The following is a 20285-nucleotide window of genomic DNA, read 5'->3' as shown; positions in this document are numbered from 1 at the left end:
GAGTAATAACATGAGTGCAGTTGAAAAATTACCTGAAGATTTTTGCGCAAACCCAGATGTTGCATGGACTTTCCCTAAAGTTTTCTATACTTCATCGCAAGTTTTTGAGCATGAGAAAGAAGCAATCTTTGCTAAAAGCTGGATTTGTGTTGCACATGGCAGTGAATTGGCACAACCGAATGACTATATTACCCGTAAAGTAATTGGTGAAAACATTGTCATCATTCGCGGTAAAGATAGCATTTTACGTGCGTTTTATAATGTATGTCCACACCGTGGTCACGAGCTTTTAAGTGGCAGTGGTAAAGCAAAAAATGTAATTACCTGCCCATACCATGCTTGGACTTTTAAGCTAGATGGTAGTTTAGCTTTGGCACGTAACTGTGACCATGTTGAATCTTTCGATAAAGAAAACTCAAGCATGGTGCCTTTAAAAGTTGAGGAATATGCCGGCTTTGTTTTCATTAATATGGATGAAAATGCGACATGTGTAGAAGATCAACTTCCGGAATTTGCTGAGCGTTTAAATCAAGCATGTAGTGTGATTAAAGATTTAAAACTGGCGGCACGTTTTGTGACAGAAACGCCAGCAAACTGGAAAGTGATTGTCGATAACTATCTAGAGTGCTATCACTGTGGACCAGCTCATCCTGGTTTTGCTGACTCAGTACAAGTTGATAAATATTGGCATACCACACATCAAAACTGGACTTTACAGTATGGTTTTGCGCGTTCATCAGAAAAGTCATTTAAGCTTGATCCATCAATAACAGATCCTGAGTTTCATGGTTTCTGGACTTGGCCTTGTACCATGTTCAACGTACCACCGGGCAGCAATTTCATGACTGTGATCTATGAGTTCCCTGTAGATGCAGAAACGACTTTGCAGCACTACGATATTTACTTCACGAACGAAGAACTCACTCAAGATCAGAAAGACTTAATTGAGTGGTATCGCAATGTATTCCGTCCTGAAGATTTGAACTTGGTCGAAAGCGTACAACGTGGTTTGAAATCACGTGGTTATCGTGGTCAAGGCCGTATTATGACTGATAAGCAGCGCTCAGGAATTAGTGAACATGGTATTGCTTACTTCCAACATCTTGTAGCGCAGCATCACAAATAAAACAAATGGATTTATTCAGGTGTAAAGATGACTTACACCTGATTCTTCAGTTAGGAAGATGATATGTCGAGTTTACAAAGCACTGAATTATTTCAGCAACAAGCCTATATTAACGGGCAATGGCTAGCTGCACAGTCAAATGCAACGGTTCCAGTGACTAATCCAGCAACGGGCGAAGAAATTGGCACAATTCCCAATATGGGGGCGGCCGAGGCGACACAGGCAGTTGAGGCTGCTTATATAGCTTTGCAAAGTTGGAAGGCTTTAACTGCTCAAAACCGTGCAGATATTTTATTAGCTTGGTACAAACTGGTTCTCGATCATATCGATGAACTTGCTTTAATCATGACCATTGAACAAGGTAAACCTTTGGCAGAAGCGAAAGGTGAAGTGCGTTATGCAGCATCCTTTATTCAATGGTTTGCCGAAGAAGGCAAGCGTATTTATGGTGATGTGATTCCAACCGTAAATAACCAGCAGCGTTTTATTATTAGTAAAGAACCTGTGGGTGTGGTGGCTGCGATTACGCCGTGGAATTTCCCAATCGCCATGATTACCCGTAAAGCAGCACCGGCTTTAGCAGCTGGATGTACGGTCGTGATTAAGCCAGCGAATGAAACCCCTTATTGTGCGTTAGCGATTGCAAAGCTTGCAGAAAAAGCAGGTATTCCGGTTGGTGTGATTAACGTCGTTACTGGTAAATCTCAAGAAATTGGCTCGGTATTTACTTCACATGAAAAAGTGAAAAAATTGACCTTCACTGGCTCAACTCCAGTGGGACGCCTACTGATGCAGCAGTGCTCAAGTACCATTAAAAAATTGGCGCTTGAGTTAGGCGGTAATGCTCCTCTGATTGTGTTTGATGACGCCGATTTAGATAAAGCTGTACAAGGTGCGATTTTTGCCAAGTTCCGTAATGCAGGCCAGACCTGTGTTTGTGCTAACCGCATTTATGTACACGACAATATTTATCAAGCTTTTGCCGAGAAGTTTGTTCAAGAAGTACAAAAGTTTAAAGTTGGTAATGGGCTTGAAGATGGCGTGCAAATTGGCCCATTAATTAATGAAAAAGCAGTGTTAAAAGCACAGCAGTTGATTGATGATGCGGTAAGTAAAGGCGCTAAGGTTGCTTGCGGCGGTAAACAACATGCTTTAGGACAAACCTTTTATGAGCCATCGGTTCTAACGAACGTAGACCGTACGATGGAAATTGTCCAAGAAGAAATTTTTGGTCCAGTTGCGCCGCTCATTCGCTTTACAGATGAAGCTGATGTTGTTGCTCAGGCTAATGACACCATCTTTGGTTTGGCTGCTTATGTTTATAGCGAAAATATTTCACGTTTATGGCGAGTGTCAGAACAGCTTGAATATGGAATGGTTGGTATGAATGCCACAGCAATTTCAAATGAAGTTGTACCATTCGGCGGTGTGAAGCAATCAGGTGTTGGGCGTGAAGGCTCAAAGTATGGTCTTGAAGAGTTCATGACCATTAAATACATGTGTTTAGGGCTTTAAGGATAAGCCCTAACAACAAGAATATGCGGTAAAAGAAGGATTCTAATATGGCTAGTCATTATGAAATGTTCCCGGCAGTTGTTACTCATGTGGAACAGCTTACCCCTTTAATCAAACGGTTTACGTTCAAACGTCAAGATGGGCAGAACTTTCCTCGATTTAGTGGGGGAAGCCATATTATTGTCAAAATGAATGAGCAACTTTCAAATGCTTACTCATTGATGAGCTGTACACAAGACCTATCGACTTACCAAGTCTGCGTTCGTAAAGATGCGGAAGGTAAGGGGGGATCGGTTTTCATGCATGATCAATGTAGTGAAGGCTGTGAAATTCAGATTTCAGAACCAAAAAATTTATTTCCATTAGCGGAAACAGGCAATAAACATATTTTAATTGCAGGTGGTATTGGCATTACACCATTCTTGCCACAAATGGATGAGCTTGCAGCACGCGGTGCTGAATATGAGCTACATTATGCTTATCGCTCACCTGAACACGCGGCTTTGTTAGATGAGTTAAAACAGAAACACGCTGAGCATGTGTTTAGTTATGTTGACTCAGAAGGTTGCGCATTAAATTTGGATGAACTGATTTCATTACAACCAAAAGGCACGCATGTCTATGTCTGTGGACCGAAACCTATGATTGATGCTGTGATTGATTGCTGTAATAAACACCGTTACCGCGATGAATATATCCACTGGGAACAATTTGCTTCAACAGTTCCTGAGGATGGTGAGGCGTTTACGGTGGTACTTGCTAAGTCTAATCAGGAAATTGAAGTACAAAGTAATCAAACAATTTTACAAGCCATCGAAACATTAAATATTGATGTGGAATGCTTATGTCGTGAAGGAGTTTGCGGCACATGTGAAACTGCCATTTTAGAAGGTGAAGCAGAGCACTTCGATCAATACTTGAGTGATGCAGAAAAGGCTTCACAAAAGAGCATGATGATTTGTGTATCAAGAGCAAAAGGAAAAAAACTAGTATTAGATCTCTAATATATTTCTTTGGTTGATCAATTGTTTAAAGTGCGAATTTGCTAAAAAATGAACAAATAATGATGATCTGAATCTTATTTGTTCATTTGATGGAGTTTAATGGTTTTGAACTCTTGACCTGCTATACAGAACTATAGATAATGCGCACACAGTTTACGGCTATGTAGCTCAGTTGGTTAGAGCACCGCACTCATAATGCGGGGGTCACAAGTTCAAGTCTCGTCATAGCCACCATTTTAAAAACCATGCTCATGCATGGTTTCTTTTTATCTACTTTTTACATATTAAAATGTTTTTCAATCGTATCGAGTGTTTTTGAGCTTTGATAAAAAGGAGCTAAAAGCGCTTGTAATAACGGTTCTAAAATACCATGTTCATTAAAGGCATTCATAACCTTCGGATAAAAACGTAAAGCTTCAGTTTGTAAGTCGCTTTCGGTTAAACCAATCTCACTTAATACTTCAAATAAACTCTGGTCTTTATAAAAGTCATAAAAAACTTCGACACCATACAAAATCAGATCTTGCATGAATTGCGATTGGCGTAATTCTTTCCAGTATTCGTAAATTAAAACAAAAAACTCTTCAACATCGAGAGGAGTGAGCTGCTTCATAAACTCATACATTTTTTTATGTCTAATATCTTCCCAGACATGACGCACTAGGCTTTCTAAATCTTCACTCGATAAAAGACTTAATTCTGTGAGTTGTTCATGAATAAAGCTGGCAATCCAGGTTTCAAGTTTATGCTCAAGACGTTGTTGCTGTAGAAAGGAGAATTTTTTGAGTTTGTGTTGCCATTCAAAGTGATAATCATCAACTCTAGATGCGCTTAGAAATTTTGGTAATTTTTGTTCTAAGGTTGAGGTTGCAATATATTGGCAAAGTTGTTGTACAGAAGGACTACTTCTTAAAAACTGATTGAGATAAAGAGGAATATGTTCCATTTCTAAAAATTTGGAGAGCCACATTTCAAATTGGTGGTCAGATACCAAATCTTGTAGCTGAATTGGAGACTTCATTGCAGATATATAAATACGCTGCGCAATTTCCCCAATAAACTCAAGTAAACCAGCACCTAGCTGCATTTCAAAAGCATAACGTTTCACAACGGCTTGTAGTTGCTCTAAATCAACAACTTCATGAAGTTTTATTTCGTCAGCATGTTGCATAAACAGTTGAATGAACTGCTGGAAATAAATAGGTGAGTTTTCTATAGATAATTGTTTTTTGAAAAATTCCACCTGCTCAAGCAAAAGTGCTTGAGCAAGTGCTGTAGTTTTTGATGAGTTTTCCTGCTCAGTCATTCGCTGTCCAACCGTTGACAATCGGATAACGTCGTTCACGACTAAATGCACGAGAAGTAATTCTCGGCCCAATCGCGCCTTGACGACGTTTATATTCATTACGATCAACTAAACGGATAACTTTTTCAACTACTTCTTTATCAAAACCTTTGGCAATAATATCTGCCTGACTTAAATCTTCTTCAATGTATGCGTAAAGAATGGCATCTAATACATCATATGCTGGTAAAGAGTCTTGGTCTTTTTGGTCTGGGCGAAGTTCTGCTGAAGGTGGACGAGTAATCACACGTTCAGGAATAACAGGAGTTTCGCTTAAGCTATTACGGTATTTTGCTAATTCAAATATGATAGTTTTATAAACATCTTTTAGAACTGCAAAGCCACCAACCATATCACCGTAAAGTGTACAGTAGCCAACTGAAAGCTCAGACTTGTTGCCAGTAGCGAGTACTAAATTACCAAATTTATTTGATAAGCCCATGAGTAATGTGCCGCGTGCGCGCGCTTGTAAGTTCTCTTCGGTCGCATCTGCTGGTGAGTTGCCAAAGAAAGGATACAAGGTTTGCATAAAGCTATTTACAACTGAATGTATTTCAGCAATACCGAAAGTTACACCCATACGACGAGCCTGTTCTGCCGCATCTTCCACACTAATTTGAGAAGTATAAGTATAAGGCATCATTACGGCTTGTACTTTTTCTGCACCAATTGCATCAACAGCAATAGCAAGTGTAAGGGCAGAATCAATACCGCCAGATAAACCTAAAATTACACCAGGGAAACCTGAACGCTCTACATAGTCACGCGTTGCCAGAACTAAACCTTGATAGATCTCTGCAAATGTTTCTAAAGCAGGAGCTGATTCTGTGACTTTAAATGCTTTGTTTTTTGGGTCAAATTCAGCGATGTAGAGGTCTTCTTTAAAGCTTGGTGCTTGTAAAGCAATTCCACCGTCTTTATTGCTGACAAAACTTGTGCCATCAAAAATTAAATCATCTTGGCCGCCCACTTGGTTAACGTACACAATGTTGAGGTGAAGTTGTTTTGCAAGTTCACTCAAGGTTTGTGTACGGTGCTGTGGTTTACCGACTTCGTATGGTGATGCATTTAATACAAGAACTGTATCAACATTTAATTGGCTTAACTGTTTTACGGTATTAATTGACCAGATATCTTCACAAATCAATACGCCAAACTTATGTCCAAGATATTCAAACACCAAATGCTGATGTCCTTTTTGGAAATAACGTTTTTCATCAAAAACGCCATAGTTTGGTAAATTGTGTTTGTTAAAAACACCCAAAACTTGACCGTCTTTCATGACAGCAGCAGAATTATAACGTTGACCATCTTCTGTCTGGTTCACAAATCCGAAAACCATGACAATATCTTTAACTTCGGCAAGTTGAGCAAAAGCCTTTTGCATACGTTTATTTAAATTTGGACGTAGCAATAAGTCTTCAGCTGGATAACCAATAACAGAAAGCTCGGGAAAAATAATCAGGTCAGCGTTTTGTTTTTTCGCCTGATTTACTTGCTCAATCATCTTTTTGGTGTTTGAGTCAATATTGCCAATATGCGGAGAAAACTGAGCAAGGGCAACTTTAAAACTTTTCATTCAAACCTAATCCTAGATCATAACGAATATAGATACACATAGTGTTGATTTTTATAGATATAATTTTTCAACGATGTGTATGATACGATATTAAACAATTAAAATAGTAAACAAAAATGTCAAGATCAATAATATATACCAATCACATATTTTCTGCGTAAAAATAACGAGATTTTCTGTATAGAATAGAAACAGGCTTCATTATTTTTATTGTTTGTATACTGCCTTATCACAAGCCAATTTGGAATAAGGGCGTTATATTTTTTTCAATAATTTGAATTAAATAAGAGTGATTTTATAGCTTAGGTAAGTATTTCTGATTTATAAGAATTCTCATTTACATTGAGCAAGAAATGTTACGTTCAAAGAATGATTGATTATTTAGTTACAAATGAAGTTGAGGTGAACAGATAATATTTGGGATTTTACCAGAGCAAATGTCGCGGGCAATTTCACCTTGTTGTTCAATGTTATAAGAGCTAAAAGCCTTGTGGGGAGAGTAGGTGTATTTATAGGGGTTGTAACTTTTAAAGCTCAGATAATAGGCTGATTGCAGTAAGGCGCCTTTAAATAGTACATGAATACCTTTTTGATACTGCATGACATGAGTGAGTTCGTGAATAAAAATACCCTGCATAAATTTAGATTCTAGAGCATAATTTTCACTGTAATCGGAAAGATTGACATAAATATTTCCGTTTGGAGCCATAAAAATACCGTAAGACTGCCAAGGAAGGTAGCGAGTAGCAATAATTTTAGGTTGTTCACAATTGAGCATGTCGCCAAAGACCATTTGTGCTAATACTTTTTCTTGAGCAGTCAAATGTCTAATTGGATAGTTTTTTAAGTGACGGAAAATAAAAAGTGTAAGAAGAATAAATTGTGTGCGAATTAAGCGTTTAAAGGCATTAAAAAGTAGCATAGCTTTGCCATTAAATGAGTTCATCTATTTCTTTAGCATACTATAGGTTAGATATCGCGAAATAAAGAGGTGTGATTATTCATTAGTTTTATCGTTCTGTTTTAAAAATATAAAGCTTTAAATGGATCTAGTTTTCTTATTGCTGTGAATAAAAGATTTCTTAGATAAGAAAAGCAAAAGCCCCAGTTAAAACTGAGGCTTTACGACAACTAAAATCACAACAGCAAATAAAATTAAGGTTGGCATTTCATTAAAGAAGCGCCAGAACTTATGTGATTTATAGTGAGCATTTCCGATAAGTTTTTTACGGTAGTAGCCACATGCCAAATGGTAGATGACTAATAAAGCAACTAATCCAACTTTAAGGTAAAACCATGTTGCCTGATGATAATGTCGAGTTGCATCGCCCCAATCCACAAGAAAATGAGCAGTAATTAATGTGGCAATCAGAGACGGCCACATAATTCCACGATACAACTTACGTTCCATTACTTCAAAGCGTTGATGACTAACAGCATCTTCACTCATAGCATGATAAACATATAGACGTGGTAAGTAGAACAAAGCAGCGAACCAACAAACCACGGCAATAATATGTAATGCTTTTACCCACAAAAAAGCATCAGAAGGTGCATCCATCGATAATCCTAGGTGGGATTATGCATCCCACTTCTTGAAAATAAGGCAAGCGTTAACACCGCCAAAGCCAAAACTGTTACTCATTACAGTATTCAATTTTGCATCACGTTTTTCAAGTACGATATCAAAAGGTTTTGCGCCTTCATCAAGTTCAGTTACATTGATGTTTGGTGCAATAAAGTCATTTTGCATCATTAGAACAGAGTAAATAGCTTCTTGTACGCCAGCTGCACCTAAGCTATGACCTGTCATAGATTTAGTTGAGCTAAGAGGAGGTACATTGCCTTCGCCAAATGCACGTTCCATTGCTTTAAGTTCTGTAATGTCACCAGCTGGAGTAGATGTACCATGTGTATTTACATAATCAATTTTGTCTACGCCATGTTGCTTAGCTTCTTCAAGTGCCATTAACACACAACGTGTAGCACCTTCACCGCTTGGAGCAACCATGTCTGCGCCATCGCTGTTTGCAGCATAACCAACGACTTCAGCTAAAATGTTGGCACCACGTGCTTGAGCGTGTTCAAGTGATTCAAGTACTACGAAACCACCACCACCAGCAATAACGAAACCATCACGGTCTGCTGAATATGGACGAGATGCTGTTTCTGGAGTTTCATTATATTTTGAGCAAAGCGCACCCATTGCATCAAACAACAAACTTTGAGACCAATGATCTTCTTCACCACCACCAGCAAGCATAAGGTCTTGTTTGCCGAGTTGAATAAGGTTGTACGCATAACCAATTGCGTCAGCAGAAGTTGCGCAAGCACTTGTAATTGTATGAGCAATACCTTGCAGTTTGAATGCAACACCTACGTTTGCAGTAATAGTGTTTGACATGTTGCGTGGTACGAAGAAAGGTCCTACTTTACGTGCACCTTTAGTTTCTAAAAGCTCTGTCATTTCAACAACAGATGCAGTTGAACCACCACCTGAACCGCCTGCGATACCGTAACGTGGATTACCACCGATTTGTTCAGCAGTAAGACCTGCATGTTCAACAGCAGCTACAGCAGCATTGTAAGCGTACATTGCACATACGCCCATAAAGCGTTTTAACTTACGGTCAATATGATCAAAATCTTGTTCTGCAGCAGCGCTCACATGACTTTTAAAATTGAGTTCAGCATAAGTTGGGTTAAAACGTGTCCCGGAGATTCCATTTTGAAGTGAATGAGTAACTGCTTCTAAAGAGTTACCGATACATGAGTTAATACCCATACCAGTGATTACAACACGTTTCATCTACAGGTCCCTTTATGGTGATATTAAGAGTCTATGGTGATCAACAGCTACGAAAACGAATAGGAGAATATAGCTGTAAGAAAACAAGACTCATGTTTTTTCGTTGTTAACATGATAGCAGAAAGGATTTTTATTTCTTATGGCAAATCTTTATGACAATTTTACATTTAAAAAAAATAACTAAATACATAGTATGTTGCATTTAGGGTTAACTAAAATACACACATTCAAGTTGAGATAAATCCACATTCCACCTAGTATTTATGTCTAATTAGATAAATTAAAAAATCGAGGTACTTGATGACAAAATTTAATAATAATCAATCTGACAATTTGTTTTCTCAGGTCTTCGGAGTGGCTAAAAAGCTCAGTTCTACAGGATTGAGTATCTTGCAACAGAACCAATCAGGTGACGTCAGTAAGGTAATTGAACCAATTCCAACTGGGACAACAGTTGAAGGAAAATCGAGAACAAAAAGCCCATTTGAAGTTGAGCAATATGAAAGTCCTCAACAAATGCTGCGAGAACAATTGCCGAAAGTAACTCGTCAGGTCTTTGGGCGACATTTTACAAAAGTAAATGGCGTGGCTACATTTCTTTCCCCAGATTGGGATGAAAAAATCTCAGGTTATTTATTTGATTGGCTGAATGATTTTAGTTCAAAAAGCACCTTAACTGAAAAAATCCTAGAAGAAGCGGGCGCTAAAGATTTATTTGAGCTCACTAAAGATACGGGCCGTTCTCAACGTTTAAGTCAGGCACTTATCGAACAAAATAAATTAATTGCGACTGTACAAGGTGCAATTACAGGCGTGTCGGGTGTAGTTGGCGCCGCTGTAGATATTCCTGTTTCACTCGTGCTGGTTTTAAGAACGATTTATCAGACAGGTAGATCACATGGTTTTGAACTTCTGGAAGTTACAGACCAAGACGTTGTCGAGTTTATCTTTAAAGAGGTTGATATTAGTCTGATTGCTGAAAAGCAAACTTTATTGATAGCTTTAAAAACATTACGAAATATGTTGGAAACGCAAGATATTCATCAATTTCAGCAAGTGTTAGGTTCAACTACCGATTTTGATACTTTAAAGAACTGGTTAGTCGATGAAGATGGAGAGTTTAAATGGGGTTGGTTAAATCGTATTCCTAAACTTTCAGCCTTTGGCAAAGTTACACCAGTTGCGGGTGCTGTTTTAAGCGCCGTATATAGTTGGAAACTACAAGAAGATGTTGGTCATAAAGCACAAGCCATTTTTGGTGCCGCAAGACATTATTTAAATGAACATCCAAGTGAGCATTTATCTCCGTTACAAGCCTATTATGCTGCGGTAACGCTCATCCAGAAGGCGAGTCCTCGTCTTTTAAATGTGGGTGAAGATGGCAATATTCATGCTGCACATCATCATAAAGTAGAAAACCATGATGTCATTTCAAAAGTATCTATTGTTTTAAAGCCTACAGAAAGTAAAAAGAGTGAAGAAAAAATTCAGGAAAATGTTCATCAAGGTATCGAGCAACTTGCTGATAAACATGTTGAGGAACATGAGCATACTGAGCAAAAACCTGCTTTAACTCCTGAGGAAGATGAAGAAGAGTTGAATGATAAAAAATACTCTTAACAATACGCTTACAAATAAGAGGTTTAAAAATAAGATTTAAACTCTATTTAGATTTGTAAGTTATCCTGTCAAAGATTGATATGGTCAACATTTGGTAAGTATTGCCGTGTTGACCATTTTTGCATCTTAGCTTACAATTATGTGCCCTTAAAAAGAGGTATTTTCTTTTTAAGGTTTTTTAATAACGGGAGAATTGCCATATGGCAACAACGAATCAGTTGATCCGTAAGGGTCGTACGACTTTGGTTGAAAAATCCAAAGTTCCTGCGTTGAAGGCTTGTCCACAACGTCGTGGTGTTTGTACACGTGTTTATACAACTACACCTAAAAAACCTAACTCAGCTATGCGTAAGGTTTGCCGTGTTCGCTTAACTTCAGGTTTTGAAGTATCTAGCTACATCGGTGGTGAAGGTCATAACCTACAAGAGCACAGTGTTGTTCTTATCCGTGGTGGTCGTGTTAAAGACTTACCAGGTGTACGTTACCATACCGTTCGTGGTTCATTAGACTGTGCTGGTGTTAAAGATCGTAATCAATCACGTTCTAAATACGGTACTAAGCGTCCTAAGAAGTAATTCTAGGAAACTAGTCCAATAAGCCCTTTAGCGTTTCGCTTGTTTGAATTCTTCATAGATTTGTAATTCAAGCGACGTATAGTAAGGCCAGCGTCGTGTACATGACACTTGTACAAACTGCTGGATTATCCTGAAGTGTCATATTATTAGGTGTATTAAAATGCCAAGACGTCGCGTAGTCGCTGCTCGTGAGATCCTTCCAGATCCAAAATTTAGCAGCCAAACAATCGCTAAATTCATGAACCACGTAATGCAAGATGGTAAAAAATCTGTTGCTGAAGGTATCGTTTACGGTGCTTTAGAACGTGTTCAAGAAAAAAACAAAGTAGACCCAGTTGAATTTTTCGAGACTACTCTTGAAAAAGTTCGTCCTATGGTTGAAGTAAAAGCACGCCGTGTTGGTGGTGCTACTTATCAAGTACCTATGGAAGTACGCCCATCCCGTCGTACTGCCTTAGCAATGCGTTGGTTAGTAGATGCTGCTGCTAAGCGTTCTGAAAAAACGATGGCTTTACGTCTTGCTGGTGAGTTGCTTGATGCAGCTGAAGGTAAAGGTGCAGCGATCAAAAAACGTGAAGACGTGCATCGTATGGCTGAAGCCAACAAAGCCTTCTCTCACTACCGTTTCTAAGCGGATAAAACAGTCCCTAATCAGGAGAATATTCATGCGTACCGCAGCTCGATTCAACATTGCTCTTTATCAAAGTGGGAGCTTTGCGGGTATTTAAGTTGCCTGCTTGGATATTTGTGCGCATCAATTTAATTGATGCGTCCTGTTTTAAATATAACATTTAGGAATGTAGACATCATGGCTCGCCAAACCCCAATTAGTAATTACCGTAACATCGGTATTTCTGCGCACATCGACGCAGGTAAAACAACTACAACAGAACGTATTTTGTTCTACACAGGTGTATCTCACAAAATTGGTGAAGTACACGATGGTGCAGCAACAATGGACTGGATGGAACAAGAGCAAGAGCGCGGTATTACAATTACCTCTGCTGCTACAACTTGTTTCTGGTCTGGTATGGGTAACCAATTCGAACAACACCGTATCAACGTAATTGACACCCCGGGACACGTAGACTTCACAATCGAAGTTGAACGTTCTATGCGTGTTCTTGACGGTGCGTGCATGGTTTACTGTGCAGTTGGTGGCGTACAACCTCAGTCTGAAACTGTATGGCGTCAAGCAAACAAATATAAAGTGCCTCGTTTAGCATTCGTGAACAAGATGGACCGTACTGGTGCAAACTTCTTCCGTGCTGTTGAGCAAGTTAAAACTCGTTTAGGTGGTAATCCTGTACCTATCGTTGTGCCAATCGGTGCAGAAGATACGTTTGCAGGTGTTGTTGACCTTATCGAAATGAAAGCGATTATCTGGGATGAAGCATCTCAAGGTATGAAGTTTGAATATGCTGACATCCCAGCTGACCTTGTTGATACGTCTAACGAATGGCGTACCAAAATGGTTGAAGCTGCGGCTGAAGCTTCTGAAGAATTAATGGACAAGTACCTTGAAGAAGGTGATCTTTCTAAAGAAGAGATCATTGCAGGTTTACGTGCTCGTACATTAGCTTCTGAAATTCAAGTAATGCTTTGTGGTTCAGCGTTCAAAAACAAAGGTGTTCAACGTATGTTGGATGCTGTAATTGAATTCTTACCATCACCTACAGAAGTTAAAGCGATCGAAGGTATCCTTGACGACAAAGACGAAACTAAAGCGTCTCGTGAAGCATCTGACGAAGCTCCGTTCTCTGCGTTAGCGTTCAAAATCATGAACGACAAATTCGTAGGTAACTTAACATTCGTACGTGTTTACTCTGGTGTTCTTAAACAAGGTGATCCGGTTTATAACCCAGTTAAATCTAAGCGTGAACGTATCGGTCGTATCGTGCAAATGCATGCGAACGAACGTCAAGATCTTGATGAAATCCGTGCAGGTGATATCGCAGCGTGTGTAGGTCTTAAAGACGTTACTACTGGTGATACATTATGTGATGAGAAAAACATCATTACACTTGAGCGTATGGAATTCCCAGAGCCAGTAATTTCATTGGCTGTTGAACCAAAAACTAAAGCTGACCAAGAAAAAATGTCAATTGCTTTAGGTCGTTTGGCTAAAGAAGATCCATCGTTCCGCGTTCGTACAGACGAAGAATCTGGTCAAACAATTATTGCTGGTATGGGTGAGCTTCACCTTGACATCATTGTTGACCGTATGAAGCGTGAATTCGGTGTTGAAGCGAACATTGGTAAACCAATGGTTGCTTACCGTGAAACGATCAAAAAGTCTGTTGAACAAGAAGGTAAATTTGTTCGTCAAACAGGTGGTAAAGGTAAATTCGGTCATGTATATGTTCGTTTAGAGCCTATGGATGTTGAAGAAGCTGGTAAAGAATACCAATTCGCTGAAGAAGTTGTCGGCGGTACAGTACCTAAAGAATTCTTTGGTGCGGTTGACAAAGGTATTCAAGAACGTATGAAGAATGGTGTATTGGCTGGTTACCCTGTTGTGGGTATCAAAGCGACATTATTCGATGGTTCTTACCATGATGTCGACTCTGATGAATTGTCGTTCAAAATGGCTGGTTCATACGCTTTCCGTGACGGTTTCATGAAAGCTGATCCTATCCTTCTTGAACCAATCATGAAAGTTGAAGTAGAAACTCCAGAAGACTACATGGGCGATATCATGGGTGACTTAAACCGTCGTCGTGGTATGGTTCAAGGTATGGATGATCTTCCTGGTGGAACTAAAGCAATTAAAGCAGAAGTTCCATTGGCTGAGATGTTTGGTTACGCGACTCAAATGCGTTCTATGTCTCAAGGTCGTGCGACTTATTCTATGGAATTCGCTAAATACGCTGAAACTCCACGTAACGTGGCTGAAGGCATCATCGCTAAGTTCCAGACTGGCGGTAAAAAAGGTGACGACGAGTAATCTTTCGATTACTATAAGCCCAAACTAATTCTTAGTTAAAAACCAAGCGCTCGTGCAGTGACCCTGCATGAGCAGTTTATAAAGGAAGATCATCATGGCTAAAGCCAAGTTTGAACGTAATAAGCCACACGTAAACGTGGGCACAATTGGTCACGTTGACCATGGTAAAACAACTTTAACTGCTGCGATTGCAACTATTTGTGCAAAAACTTACGGCGGTGAAGCGAAAGATTACTCACAAATCGACTCAGCACCTGAAGAAAAAGCACGTGGTATTACAATTAATACTTCACACGTAGAATACGATTCTCCAATCCGTCACTACGCTCACGTAGACTGCCCGGGCCACGCCGATTATGTTAAAAACATGATTACTGGTGCTGCTCAGATGGACGGCGCGATCCTTGTATGTGCTGCGACTGATGGTCCAATGCCACAAACTCGTGAACACATCCTTCTTTCTCGTCAGGTTGGTGTACCTTACATCATCGTATTCTTGAACAAGTGTGACCTTGTTGATGATGAAGAATTACTTGAATTAGTAGAAATGGAAGTTCGTGAACTTCTTTCTACTTATGACTTCCCAGGTGATGACACTCCTGTTATCCGTGGTTCAGCTCTTGCTGCTCTTAACGGTGATGCTGGTCAATATGGCGAGTCTTCAGTTCTTGCTCTTGTTGAAGCGCTTGACTCTTACATTCCAGAACCAGAACGTGCTATCGACAAAGCATTCTTAATGCCAATCGAAGACGTATTCTCAATTTCTGGTCGTGGTACTGTAGTAACAGGCCGTGTAGAAGCTGGTATCGTTAAAGTTGGTGAAGAAGTAGAGATCGTTGGTATTAAAGATACAGTTAAAACAACTGTAACTGGCGTAGAAATGTTCCGTAAACTTCTTGACGAAGGTCGTGCGGGCGAGAACTGTGGTGTTCTTTTACGTGGTACTAAGCGTGAAGACGTACAACGTGGTCAAGTACTTGCTAAACCAGGTACAATCAAGCCGCACACTAAATTCGATGCAGAAGTATACGTACTTTCTAAAGAAGAAGGTGGTCGTCATACTCCATTCCTTAACGGTTACCGTCCACAGTTCTACTTCCGTACAACTGACGTAACTGGCGCAATCCAATTACAAGACGGCGTTGAAATGGTTATGCCAGGTGACAACGTTGAAATGTCAGTAGAATTAATCCACCCAATCGCAATGGACCCAGGTCTACGTTTTGCGATCCGTGAAGGTGGTCGTACTGTAGGTGCTGGTGTTGTTGCGAAAGTAACTGCATAATCACTTTCAGTGAAAAAAAGCGCTCTTTTTAGAGCGCTTTTTTTATATTTAATTGTCTAACAATCACTATAAAAGCTGGCCTTAACTGATATTTCAATGTCCTTATTTACCCTTAATCCTTTTTATGAAATTTGTATGATAAGAATCAAGAAAACGAACAATAAAGTTTGAGTAATTTGGATTACTTAATAAGGAGCTTTGGGTATGAATGCTAAAGTGAATATTACGAATCGCGCAGGAGCAAGCTTTCCCGTACGTCGTATGAACTTTGACTTTAATGATGTACCAGAATATTGGATGAATGGTTCTGCTGGACTCACACACTTTATGACAGCATTGTCGGCCTTGTTTCCGGCAGGTGAAAAATTCTTCATAGATAGTGTACGTGCTGTACGTTATCACCCATCTATTAAAGATGATGAAGCATTACAAAAAGAGATTAGTGCCTTCATTGGGCAAGAAGCAATGCATACTCAAGAGCATGTAAATTTTAATGCTTCTGCTCAAAAGTTTGGTCACGATGTAGAAACATTAGAGAAGTTTACTGACACGGCGATTCAAACAGCAATTAAAGCTTTTGTAAAAATTGTTAAACCTTTCGGTATGACTAAAGAAATGGTTGACCTGACAGCTACAACAGCACTTGAACATTTTACGGCTACTATCGCTTCACAGTTATTAGTTAATAACCATATTCAAGAGCTTATGACAGATGAAACAATGTCAACCATGTGGTATTGGCATGCTATCGAAGAAAATGAGCATAAAGCTGTAGCTTTTGACGTGTACGAAGGTGTATTTGGTAAGGGTGTAAAAGCTTATGCCTTACGAACCAGTTCTTTAGTTTTTGCTATGACTTTAATCTTTTTGATTCAATCATCTTTTGTACTTCGTTTATTAAAACAAGACAATAAGTTGAATTTAAATGAACTATCAGTAATTTATAAATATGGATATAGCCCATCTAAAGGCATTATTAGTGGTATGGCTAAAGAAATGTTAGCTTACTTTAAGCCTGGTTTTCATCCAAATGACCTAGATACAGTTGGTCTATTGAAAACATGGAAAGCAAAATTAGGTTTGTAATTTAAATCTATGTTGATTTGAAAGGGCTCATGAGTAGCCCTTTTTTCTTTTTAAGTATTATTTGCTAACCATAACTATAAGTAAGTCTATGCACCTTTATGGGGTTATTAATGACCTCATCTGATATTTCTCTGTCCTCATCTGCACTTAATTGGTACATCGAAAGACGTATGATTATAAATATTAAGAAAATAAATAAAGTTATATGTGAATTAGCTATTCACTTAAAAGGAGTCTGAGATGAATGCTAAGGTAAATATTTCCAATCGTGCTGGTGCTAGTTTCCCTGTGCGTCGTATGGACTTTGAATTTACTCAGGTCCCACGCTATTGGGCGAATTATGATGCGGCATTAACACATTTTATGACAGCATTATCGGCTCTTTTCCCAGAAGGTGAGCAGTTCTTTGTAAATAGTACTCGTGCTGTTCGAAATGATCCAAAGCTTGCTGATCCAGATCTTCAAAAAGAAATTAGTGCTTTTATTGGTCAAGAAGCGATGCATTCGAAAGAGCATTTAGCATTTAATGCTTCAGCGCAGGCTTATGGTTATGATGTTCGCCATATGGAAAAGCAAACAGGAAAAGTCATTAAGATGGGTACGGCTGTTGTAACCAAATTAATGAAACCTTTTGGCTATACTAAAGAAATGATTGATTTGACGGGAACATGTGCGCTAGAACATTTTACGTCTACCATTGCAGCTGAACTTTTACAAAACCCTGAAATTCAGGAGATGTTCCAAGACGACACGATGTATCATTTATGGATGTGGCATGCAGTTGAAGAAAATGAACATAAAGCCGTGGCATTTGATGTGTACACAAGCATGTATGGGCAAGGTCCGAAAGCTTATTTTATGCGCTCAGCAGCTTTGATTATTGCAATGGCATTAATCTTTGCAACACAATCTTATTTTACTGCTAAGTTACTCAAGACTGATGATAAATTAACGTGGAAAGATACGAAGTACATGCTTAAGTTTATGTATGGTCGTAAAGGTTTTATGACACGTCAAATTCCAGAGTTACTTGATTTCTTAAGACCAAAATTTCATCCAAATGATTCTGACACTACAGCGCTGTTAGCAACTTGGCGTGAAAAACTAGGTCTCTAAAAAGGATGGTAAAAAAGGGCAATTTAATTGTCCTTTTTTTTACTCGTTTTTTCTTGTGAAGTTTTTATAATACGCATTACTTTAGAACTTTGATTGTGCTGAACCCCATGATTCGTATTATGCAAAACACTGATGTTGATATTGTTGTACAAATCGAAAAATCAGTGCAAACACACCCATGGTCAAGACAGCAATTTGTAGAATCTTTGAGTTCTTATCAATGCACTGTCATTGAGTCACAAAATAGAGTCGTTGGGTTTTGTATATTACAACCAGTGCTAGATGAAGCAAATTTATTGCTCATGGCAATTGATCCTAAAATGCAAGGTCAGGGCTTAGGATATGAGTTATTAAATGCATCAATTGATCAATTAAAAAATCAACCAGTACAAATATTTCTAGAAGTTCGCGAAAGTAATAAAGCTGCTATCGGTTTATATGAAAAAACAGGTTTTCATCAAATTGACCTCCGTCGAAATTATTATCCTACCCCAGAAGGGGGGCGGGAACATGCGGTCATTATGGTAAAAACCTGTACAGATGATTTTGCTTCTTTATTCTAAATTTTGATCTGATTGCTTTTCATAAGAAAACTAGATCAAAATTATTTAATAATTAAATTATTCCATTCAGAAGGTAATGTTGTCATAAGCGACGTACCTAACTGTTGAATTTCATCGGGCGATAGGGATCTGTTTAAGCGGCGCCATTGCCCATCTAGTAAAAGTTCTAAAGGAGTGTATTGCGACTTATAATTCATTTTGGCTGAGTGCGGCACCCAGTAACCTAAATAAAGATATTCTAAACCAAGTGATTTCACATATTCGATTTGGTTCAAAATAGAGTACACACCAAGTGATCTACGATGTTCATCTGGATCAAAGAAAGTATAGACCGCAGAAAGTCCATCATCCATTAGATCGCATGTAGACACACTGATTAAACGATTATCTTTCCAAAGCTCTAAAAAGAAACTATCTGTACAACTATGTACTAAAAATTTTTCAAACTGATCTAAGCTTGGAGGAAACATGTCACCATCAGCATGACGTTCATTAATATAGCGTTCATATAAATCATAATGAATTTGAGCAGCTTGCTGAGTTGGCAAAACAGTCATGGTCAGATCTTGATTTCTTTTCCACGCTTTTTTTTGCATGCTGTTCATTTGGAAATCGGCAACTGGAACGCGACAAGATAAGCATTGTCTGCATAAATGGCATTCAGGACGATAAACGAAGTCACCGCTACGGCGAAATCCTAAACGAGAAAGTTCTGAAAGAGTGACCACATCAATCCGATGAATAGGGTCTAAAAACACCATGCGCGCCGATTTATTTTCTAGGTAGCTGCAATCATGAGGTGGAGTAATATAATACTGCAAATCATTTAAAAGGGACTTGGGGTGATATGATTTCATGATTGGTCCCTCCTGTTATCATTCCATTAATTTTGCATCTAACGCTATTGTTTTACTTGAAAATACACGTTCTTGATACTTTTTCCAATTGATAGAGGGGTGAATAATTACATCTTGTAACGATTTTAAGTAGTCTTGACGAGAAAGTGTACAGGCTCCCAAGCTAATTAAGTGACTATTTACAAGCTGGCAGTCTACCCAAGGGAGCTGATTTTCTTGTCCAATCAGCATTAATGTATAAAAAGCCATTTTTGAAACATCAGTTTCATTACTAAACATTGACTCACCGAAGCATCCTTTGCCAATCGTAATGCCGTATAGACCTCCGACAAGTTCGTTTTGATCCCAGACTTCCACACTATATCCATAGCCAGCATTAAACATCTCACAATAGCCCTGAATAATATCTTCGCTAATCCAAGTTTCATCTGCATAACTTCTTGGTAAAGAACATGAGCGAATAACTTCTTCGAAGGCATGATTAACGGTAATTGTATAATCATGTTTTTTCATGTTTCTAAGGAGAGACTTGCTTGGCTTGTAATTTTGAGGATAAATCACACACCGAGGCTCAGGGCTCCACCAACAAATGGGTTCATCTTCATTGAACCACGGAAATAATCCGTGGGTGTATGCTTCATATAGAGTAGAAGGGGAGAGATCAGCTCCAATACAAATTAAACCATGACCATCCGGATCGGCTTCAATCGGGTCAGGAAAAATGAATTGAGAGAGTGGAAGTTTCTGCATAAAAAATAAAATGAAATGGAATGGTTCAAAATTAACGTAACTAAGCTTCATTGACAATTTTTATTGTTCAACTTTAGCATGCATGAACGAATAGAAAAGGTTTGCGTG

18 protein-coding genes and 1 tRNA gene are annotated in these 20285 nt (G+C 38.8%); 12 read left to right on the top strand and 7 right to left on the bottom strand.

From position 1 onward, the window contains the following. Window positions 1–10: 10 nt before the first annotated feature. From cntA to MJX77_RS01255, 4 genes are all read left to right on the top strand, one after another. Entirely contained in the window at window positions 11–1126 is a 1116-nt protein-coding gene (gene cntA / locus MJX77_RS01270; RefSeq protein WP_252060385.1) for a carnitine monooxygenase subunit alpha, read from the top strand. A gap of 63 nt (window positions 1127–1189) precedes the next feature. Beyond that, on the top strand, window positions 1190–2641 hold the full coding sequence (locus MJX77_RS01265; RefSeq protein WP_252060384.1) for an NAD-dependent succinate-semialdehyde dehydrogenase: 1452 nt from the start codon (window positions 1190–1192) through the stop codon (window positions 2639–2641). 47 nt (window positions 2642–2688) lie between these two features. Next, window positions 2689–3645, top strand: coding sequence for a carnitine monooxygenase, reductase subunit CntB (gene cntB, locus MJX77_RS01260; RefSeq protein WP_252060383.1), 957 nt, complete (start codon window positions 2689–2691; stop codon window positions 3643–3645). Window positions 3646–3802: 157 nt separating this feature from the next. Further along, window positions 3803–3879 (top strand) — tRNA-Met (locus MJX77_RS01255). A gap of 43 nt (window positions 3880–3922) precedes the next feature. Here MJX77_RS01255 and MJX77_RS01250 read toward each other — a convergent pair. From MJX77_RS01250 to MJX77_RS01230, 5 genes are all read right to left on the bottom strand, one after another. Continuing rightward, window positions 3923–4951 (bottom strand): hypothetical protein, encoded by a 1029-nt coding sequence (locus MJX77_RS01250; protein ID WP_252060382.1) that lies wholly within the window; start codon window positions 4949–4951, stop codon window positions 3923–3925. Then, window positions 4944–6569, bottom strand: a complete 1626-nt coding sequence (locus MJX77_RS01245; RefSeq protein WP_252060381.1) for an NAD+ synthase — start codon at window positions 6567–6569, stop codon at window positions 4944–4946. Before MJX77_RS01245 ends, MJX77_RS01250 begins: the two co-directional genes overlap by 8 nt. Before the next feature lie 385 nt (window positions 6570–6954). Further along, on the bottom strand, window positions 6955–7515 hold the full coding sequence (locus tag MJX77_RS01240; protein ID WP_111855992.1) for a hypothetical protein: 561 nt from the start codon (window positions 7513–7515) through the stop codon (window positions 6955–6957). Window positions 7516–7677: 162 nt separating this feature from the next. After that, window positions 7678–8130 (bottom strand): CopD family protein, encoded by a 453-nt coding sequence (locus MJX77_RS01235; RefSeq protein WP_013198778.1) that lies wholly within the window; start codon window positions 8128–8130, stop codon window positions 7678–7680. Between the two features lie 18 nt (window positions 8131–8148). Next, window positions 8149–9378 (bottom strand): beta-ketoacyl synthase N-terminal-like domain-containing protein, encoded by a 1230-nt coding sequence (locus MJX77_RS01230; RefSeq protein ID WP_004641618.1) that lies wholly within the window; start codon window positions 9376–9378, stop codon window positions 8149–8151. 300 nt (window positions 9379–9678) lie between these two features. On the opposite strand from MJX77_RS01230, the gene MJX77_RS01225 reads away from it, so the two are divergent. From MJX77_RS01225 to rimI, 8 genes are all read left to right on the top strand, one after another. Further along, the gene (locus MJX77_RS01225) at window positions 9679–10998 is read left to right on the top strand and encodes an EcsC family protein (RefSeq protein ID WP_252060380.1); all 1320 of its coding nucleotides are present in this window, start codon (window positions 9679–9681) and stop codon (window positions 10996–10998) included. A gap of 200 nt (window positions 10999–11198) precedes the next feature. Next, a complete protein-coding gene (rpsL, locus tag MJX77_RS01220; protein ID WP_002050319.1) occupies window positions 11199–11573 on the top strand; it encodes a 30S ribosomal protein S12 in 375 nt (124 codons plus the stop codon). A 160-nt stretch (window positions 11574–11733) separates the two neighbouring features. Further along, on the top strand, window positions 11734–12204 hold the full coding sequence (gene rpsG / locus MJX77_RS01215) for a 30S ribosomal protein S7 (protein WP_004638185.1): 471 nt from the start codon (window positions 11734–11736) through the stop codon (window positions 12202–12204). Window positions 12205–12381: 177 nt separating this feature from the next. Then, entirely contained in the window at window positions 12382–14520 is a 2139-nt protein-coding gene (gene fusA, locus MJX77_RS01210; protein ID WP_004794161.1) for an elongation factor G, read from the top strand. A 94-nt stretch (window positions 14521–14614) separates the two neighbouring features. Beyond that, a complete protein-coding gene (gene tuf / locus MJX77_RS01205) occupies window positions 14615–15805 on the top strand; it encodes an elongation factor Tu (RefSeq protein WP_004794160.1) in 1191 nt (396 codons plus the stop codon). 204 nt (window positions 15806–16009) lie between these two features. Continuing rightward, complete coding sequence (locus tag MJX77_RS01200) at window positions 16010–16891, top strand: metal-dependent hydrolase (RefSeq protein ID WP_252060379.1); 882 nt, start codon at window positions 16010–16012, stop codon at window positions 16889–16891. Between the two features lie 240 nt (window positions 16892–17131). Further along, entirely contained in the window at window positions 17132–18007 is an 876-nt protein-coding gene (locus tag MJX77_RS01195) for a metal-dependent hydrolase (RefSeq protein WP_252060378.1), read from the top strand. A gap of 107 nt (window positions 18008–18114) precedes the next feature. Next, window positions 18115–18570 carry a ribosomal protein S18-alanine N-acetyltransferase gene (rimI, locus tag MJX77_RS01190; RefSeq protein WP_252060377.1) on the top strand — a complete coding sequence of 152 codons (456 nt, stop codon included), beginning with the start codon at window positions 18115–18117 and terminating at the stop codon, window positions 18568–18570. A 41-nt stretch (window positions 18571–18611) separates the two neighbouring features. On the opposite strand, the gene MJX77_RS01185 is transcribed toward rimI, so the two are convergent. Both MJX77_RS01185 and aat read right to left on the bottom strand, forming a co-directional pair. Beyond that, window positions 18612–19427 carry an arginyltransferase gene (locus MJX77_RS01185; RefSeq protein ID WP_005303129.1) on the bottom strand — a complete coding sequence of 272 codons (816 nt, stop codon included), beginning with the start codon at window positions 19425–19427 and terminating at the stop codon, window positions 18612–18614. Window positions 19428–19445: 18 nt separating this feature from the next. Next, window positions 19446–20177, bottom strand: a complete 732-nt coding sequence (aat, locus tag MJX77_RS01180; protein ID WP_005303131.1) for a leucyl/phenylalanyl-tRNA--protein transferase — start codon at window positions 20175–20177, stop codon at window positions 19446–19448. Window positions 20178–20285: the final 108 nt, after the last annotated feature.

This window comes from Acinetobacter sp. AHP123, assembly GCF_023757925.1.
Lineage (GTDB): Bacteria > Pseudomonadota > Gammaproteobacteria > Pseudomonadales > Moraxellaceae > Acinetobacter > Acinetobacter oleivorans.
Note: the sequence above shows the minus strand (reverse complement) of the source record. Positions and strands in the feature narration are given on the sequence as shown.

What these genes read in the sequence shown, in the direction of transcription:
- rpsG (WP_004638185.1), top strand. Translation starts at nt 11,734, where the DNA reads ATGCCAAGACGTCGCGTAGTCGCTGCTCGTGAGATCCTTCCAGATCCA.
- MJX77_RS01185 (WP_005303129.1), bottom strand. Translation starts at nt 19,427, where the DNA reads ATGAAATCATATCACCCCAAGTCCCTTTTAAATGATTTGCAGTATTAT.
- MJX77_RS01235 (WP_013198778.1), bottom strand. Translation starts at nt 8,130, where the DNA reads ATGGATGCACCTTCTGATGCTTTTTTGTGGGTAAAAGCATTACATATT.
- MJX77_RS01195 (WP_252060378.1), top strand. Translation starts at nt 17,132, where the DNA reads ATGAATGCTAAGGTAAATATTTCCAATCGTGCTGGTGCTAGTTTCCCT.
- MJX77_RS01230 (WP_004641618.1), bottom strand. Translation starts at nt 9,378, where the DNA reads ATGAAACGTGTTGTAATCACTGGTATGGGTATTAACTCATGTATCGGT.
- MJX77_RS01265 (WP_252060384.1), top strand. Translation starts at nt 1,190, where the DNA reads ATGTCGAGTTTACAAAGCACTGAATTATTTCAGCAACAAGCCTATATT.
- cntA (WP_252060385.1), top strand. Translation starts at nt 11, where the DNA reads ATGAGTGCAGTTGAAAAATTACCTGAAGATTTTTGCGCAAACCCAGAT.
- MJX77_RS01245 (WP_252060381.1), bottom strand. Translation starts at nt 6,569, where the DNA reads ATGAAAAGTTTTAAAGTTGCCCTTGCTCAGTTTTCTCCGCATATTGGC.
- aat (WP_005303131.1), bottom strand. Translation starts at nt 20,177, where the DNA reads ATGCAGAAACTTCCACTCTCTCAATTCATTTTTCCTGACCCGATTGAA.
- rimI (WP_252060377.1), top strand. Translation starts at nt 18,115, where the DNA reads ATGATTCGTATTATGCAAAACACTGATGTTGATATTGTTGTACAAATC.
- MJX77_RS01250 (WP_252060382.1), bottom strand. Translation starts at nt 4,951, where the DNA reads ATGACTGAGCAGGAAAACTCATCAAAAACTACAGCACTTGCTCAAGCA.
- tuf (WP_004794160.1), top strand. Translation starts at nt 14,615, where the DNA reads ATGGCTAAAGCCAAGTTTGAACGTAATAAGCCACACGTAAACGTGGGC.
- cntB (WP_252060383.1), top strand. Translation starts at nt 2,689, where the DNA reads ATGGCTAGTCATTATGAAATGTTCCCGGCAGTTGTTACTCATGTGGAA.
- MJX77_RS01200 (WP_252060379.1), top strand. Translation starts at nt 16,010, where the DNA reads ATGAATGCTAAAGTGAATATTACGAATCGCGCAGGAGCAAGCTTTCCC.
- MJX77_RS01225 (WP_252060380.1), top strand. Translation starts at nt 9,679, where the DNA reads ATGACAAAATTTAATAATAATCAATCTGACAATTTGTTTTCTCAGGTC.
- fusA (WP_004794161.1), top strand. Translation starts at nt 12,382, where the DNA reads ATGGCTCGCCAAACCCCAATTAGTAATTACCGTAACATCGGTATTTCT.
- rpsL (WP_002050319.1), top strand. Translation starts at nt 11,199, where the DNA reads ATGGCAACAACGAATCAGTTGATCCGTAAGGGTCGTACGACTTTGGTT.
- MJX77_RS01240 (WP_111855992.1), bottom strand. Translation starts at nt 7,515, where the DNA reads ATGAACTCATTTAATGGCAAAGCTATGCTACTTTTTAATGCCTTTAAA.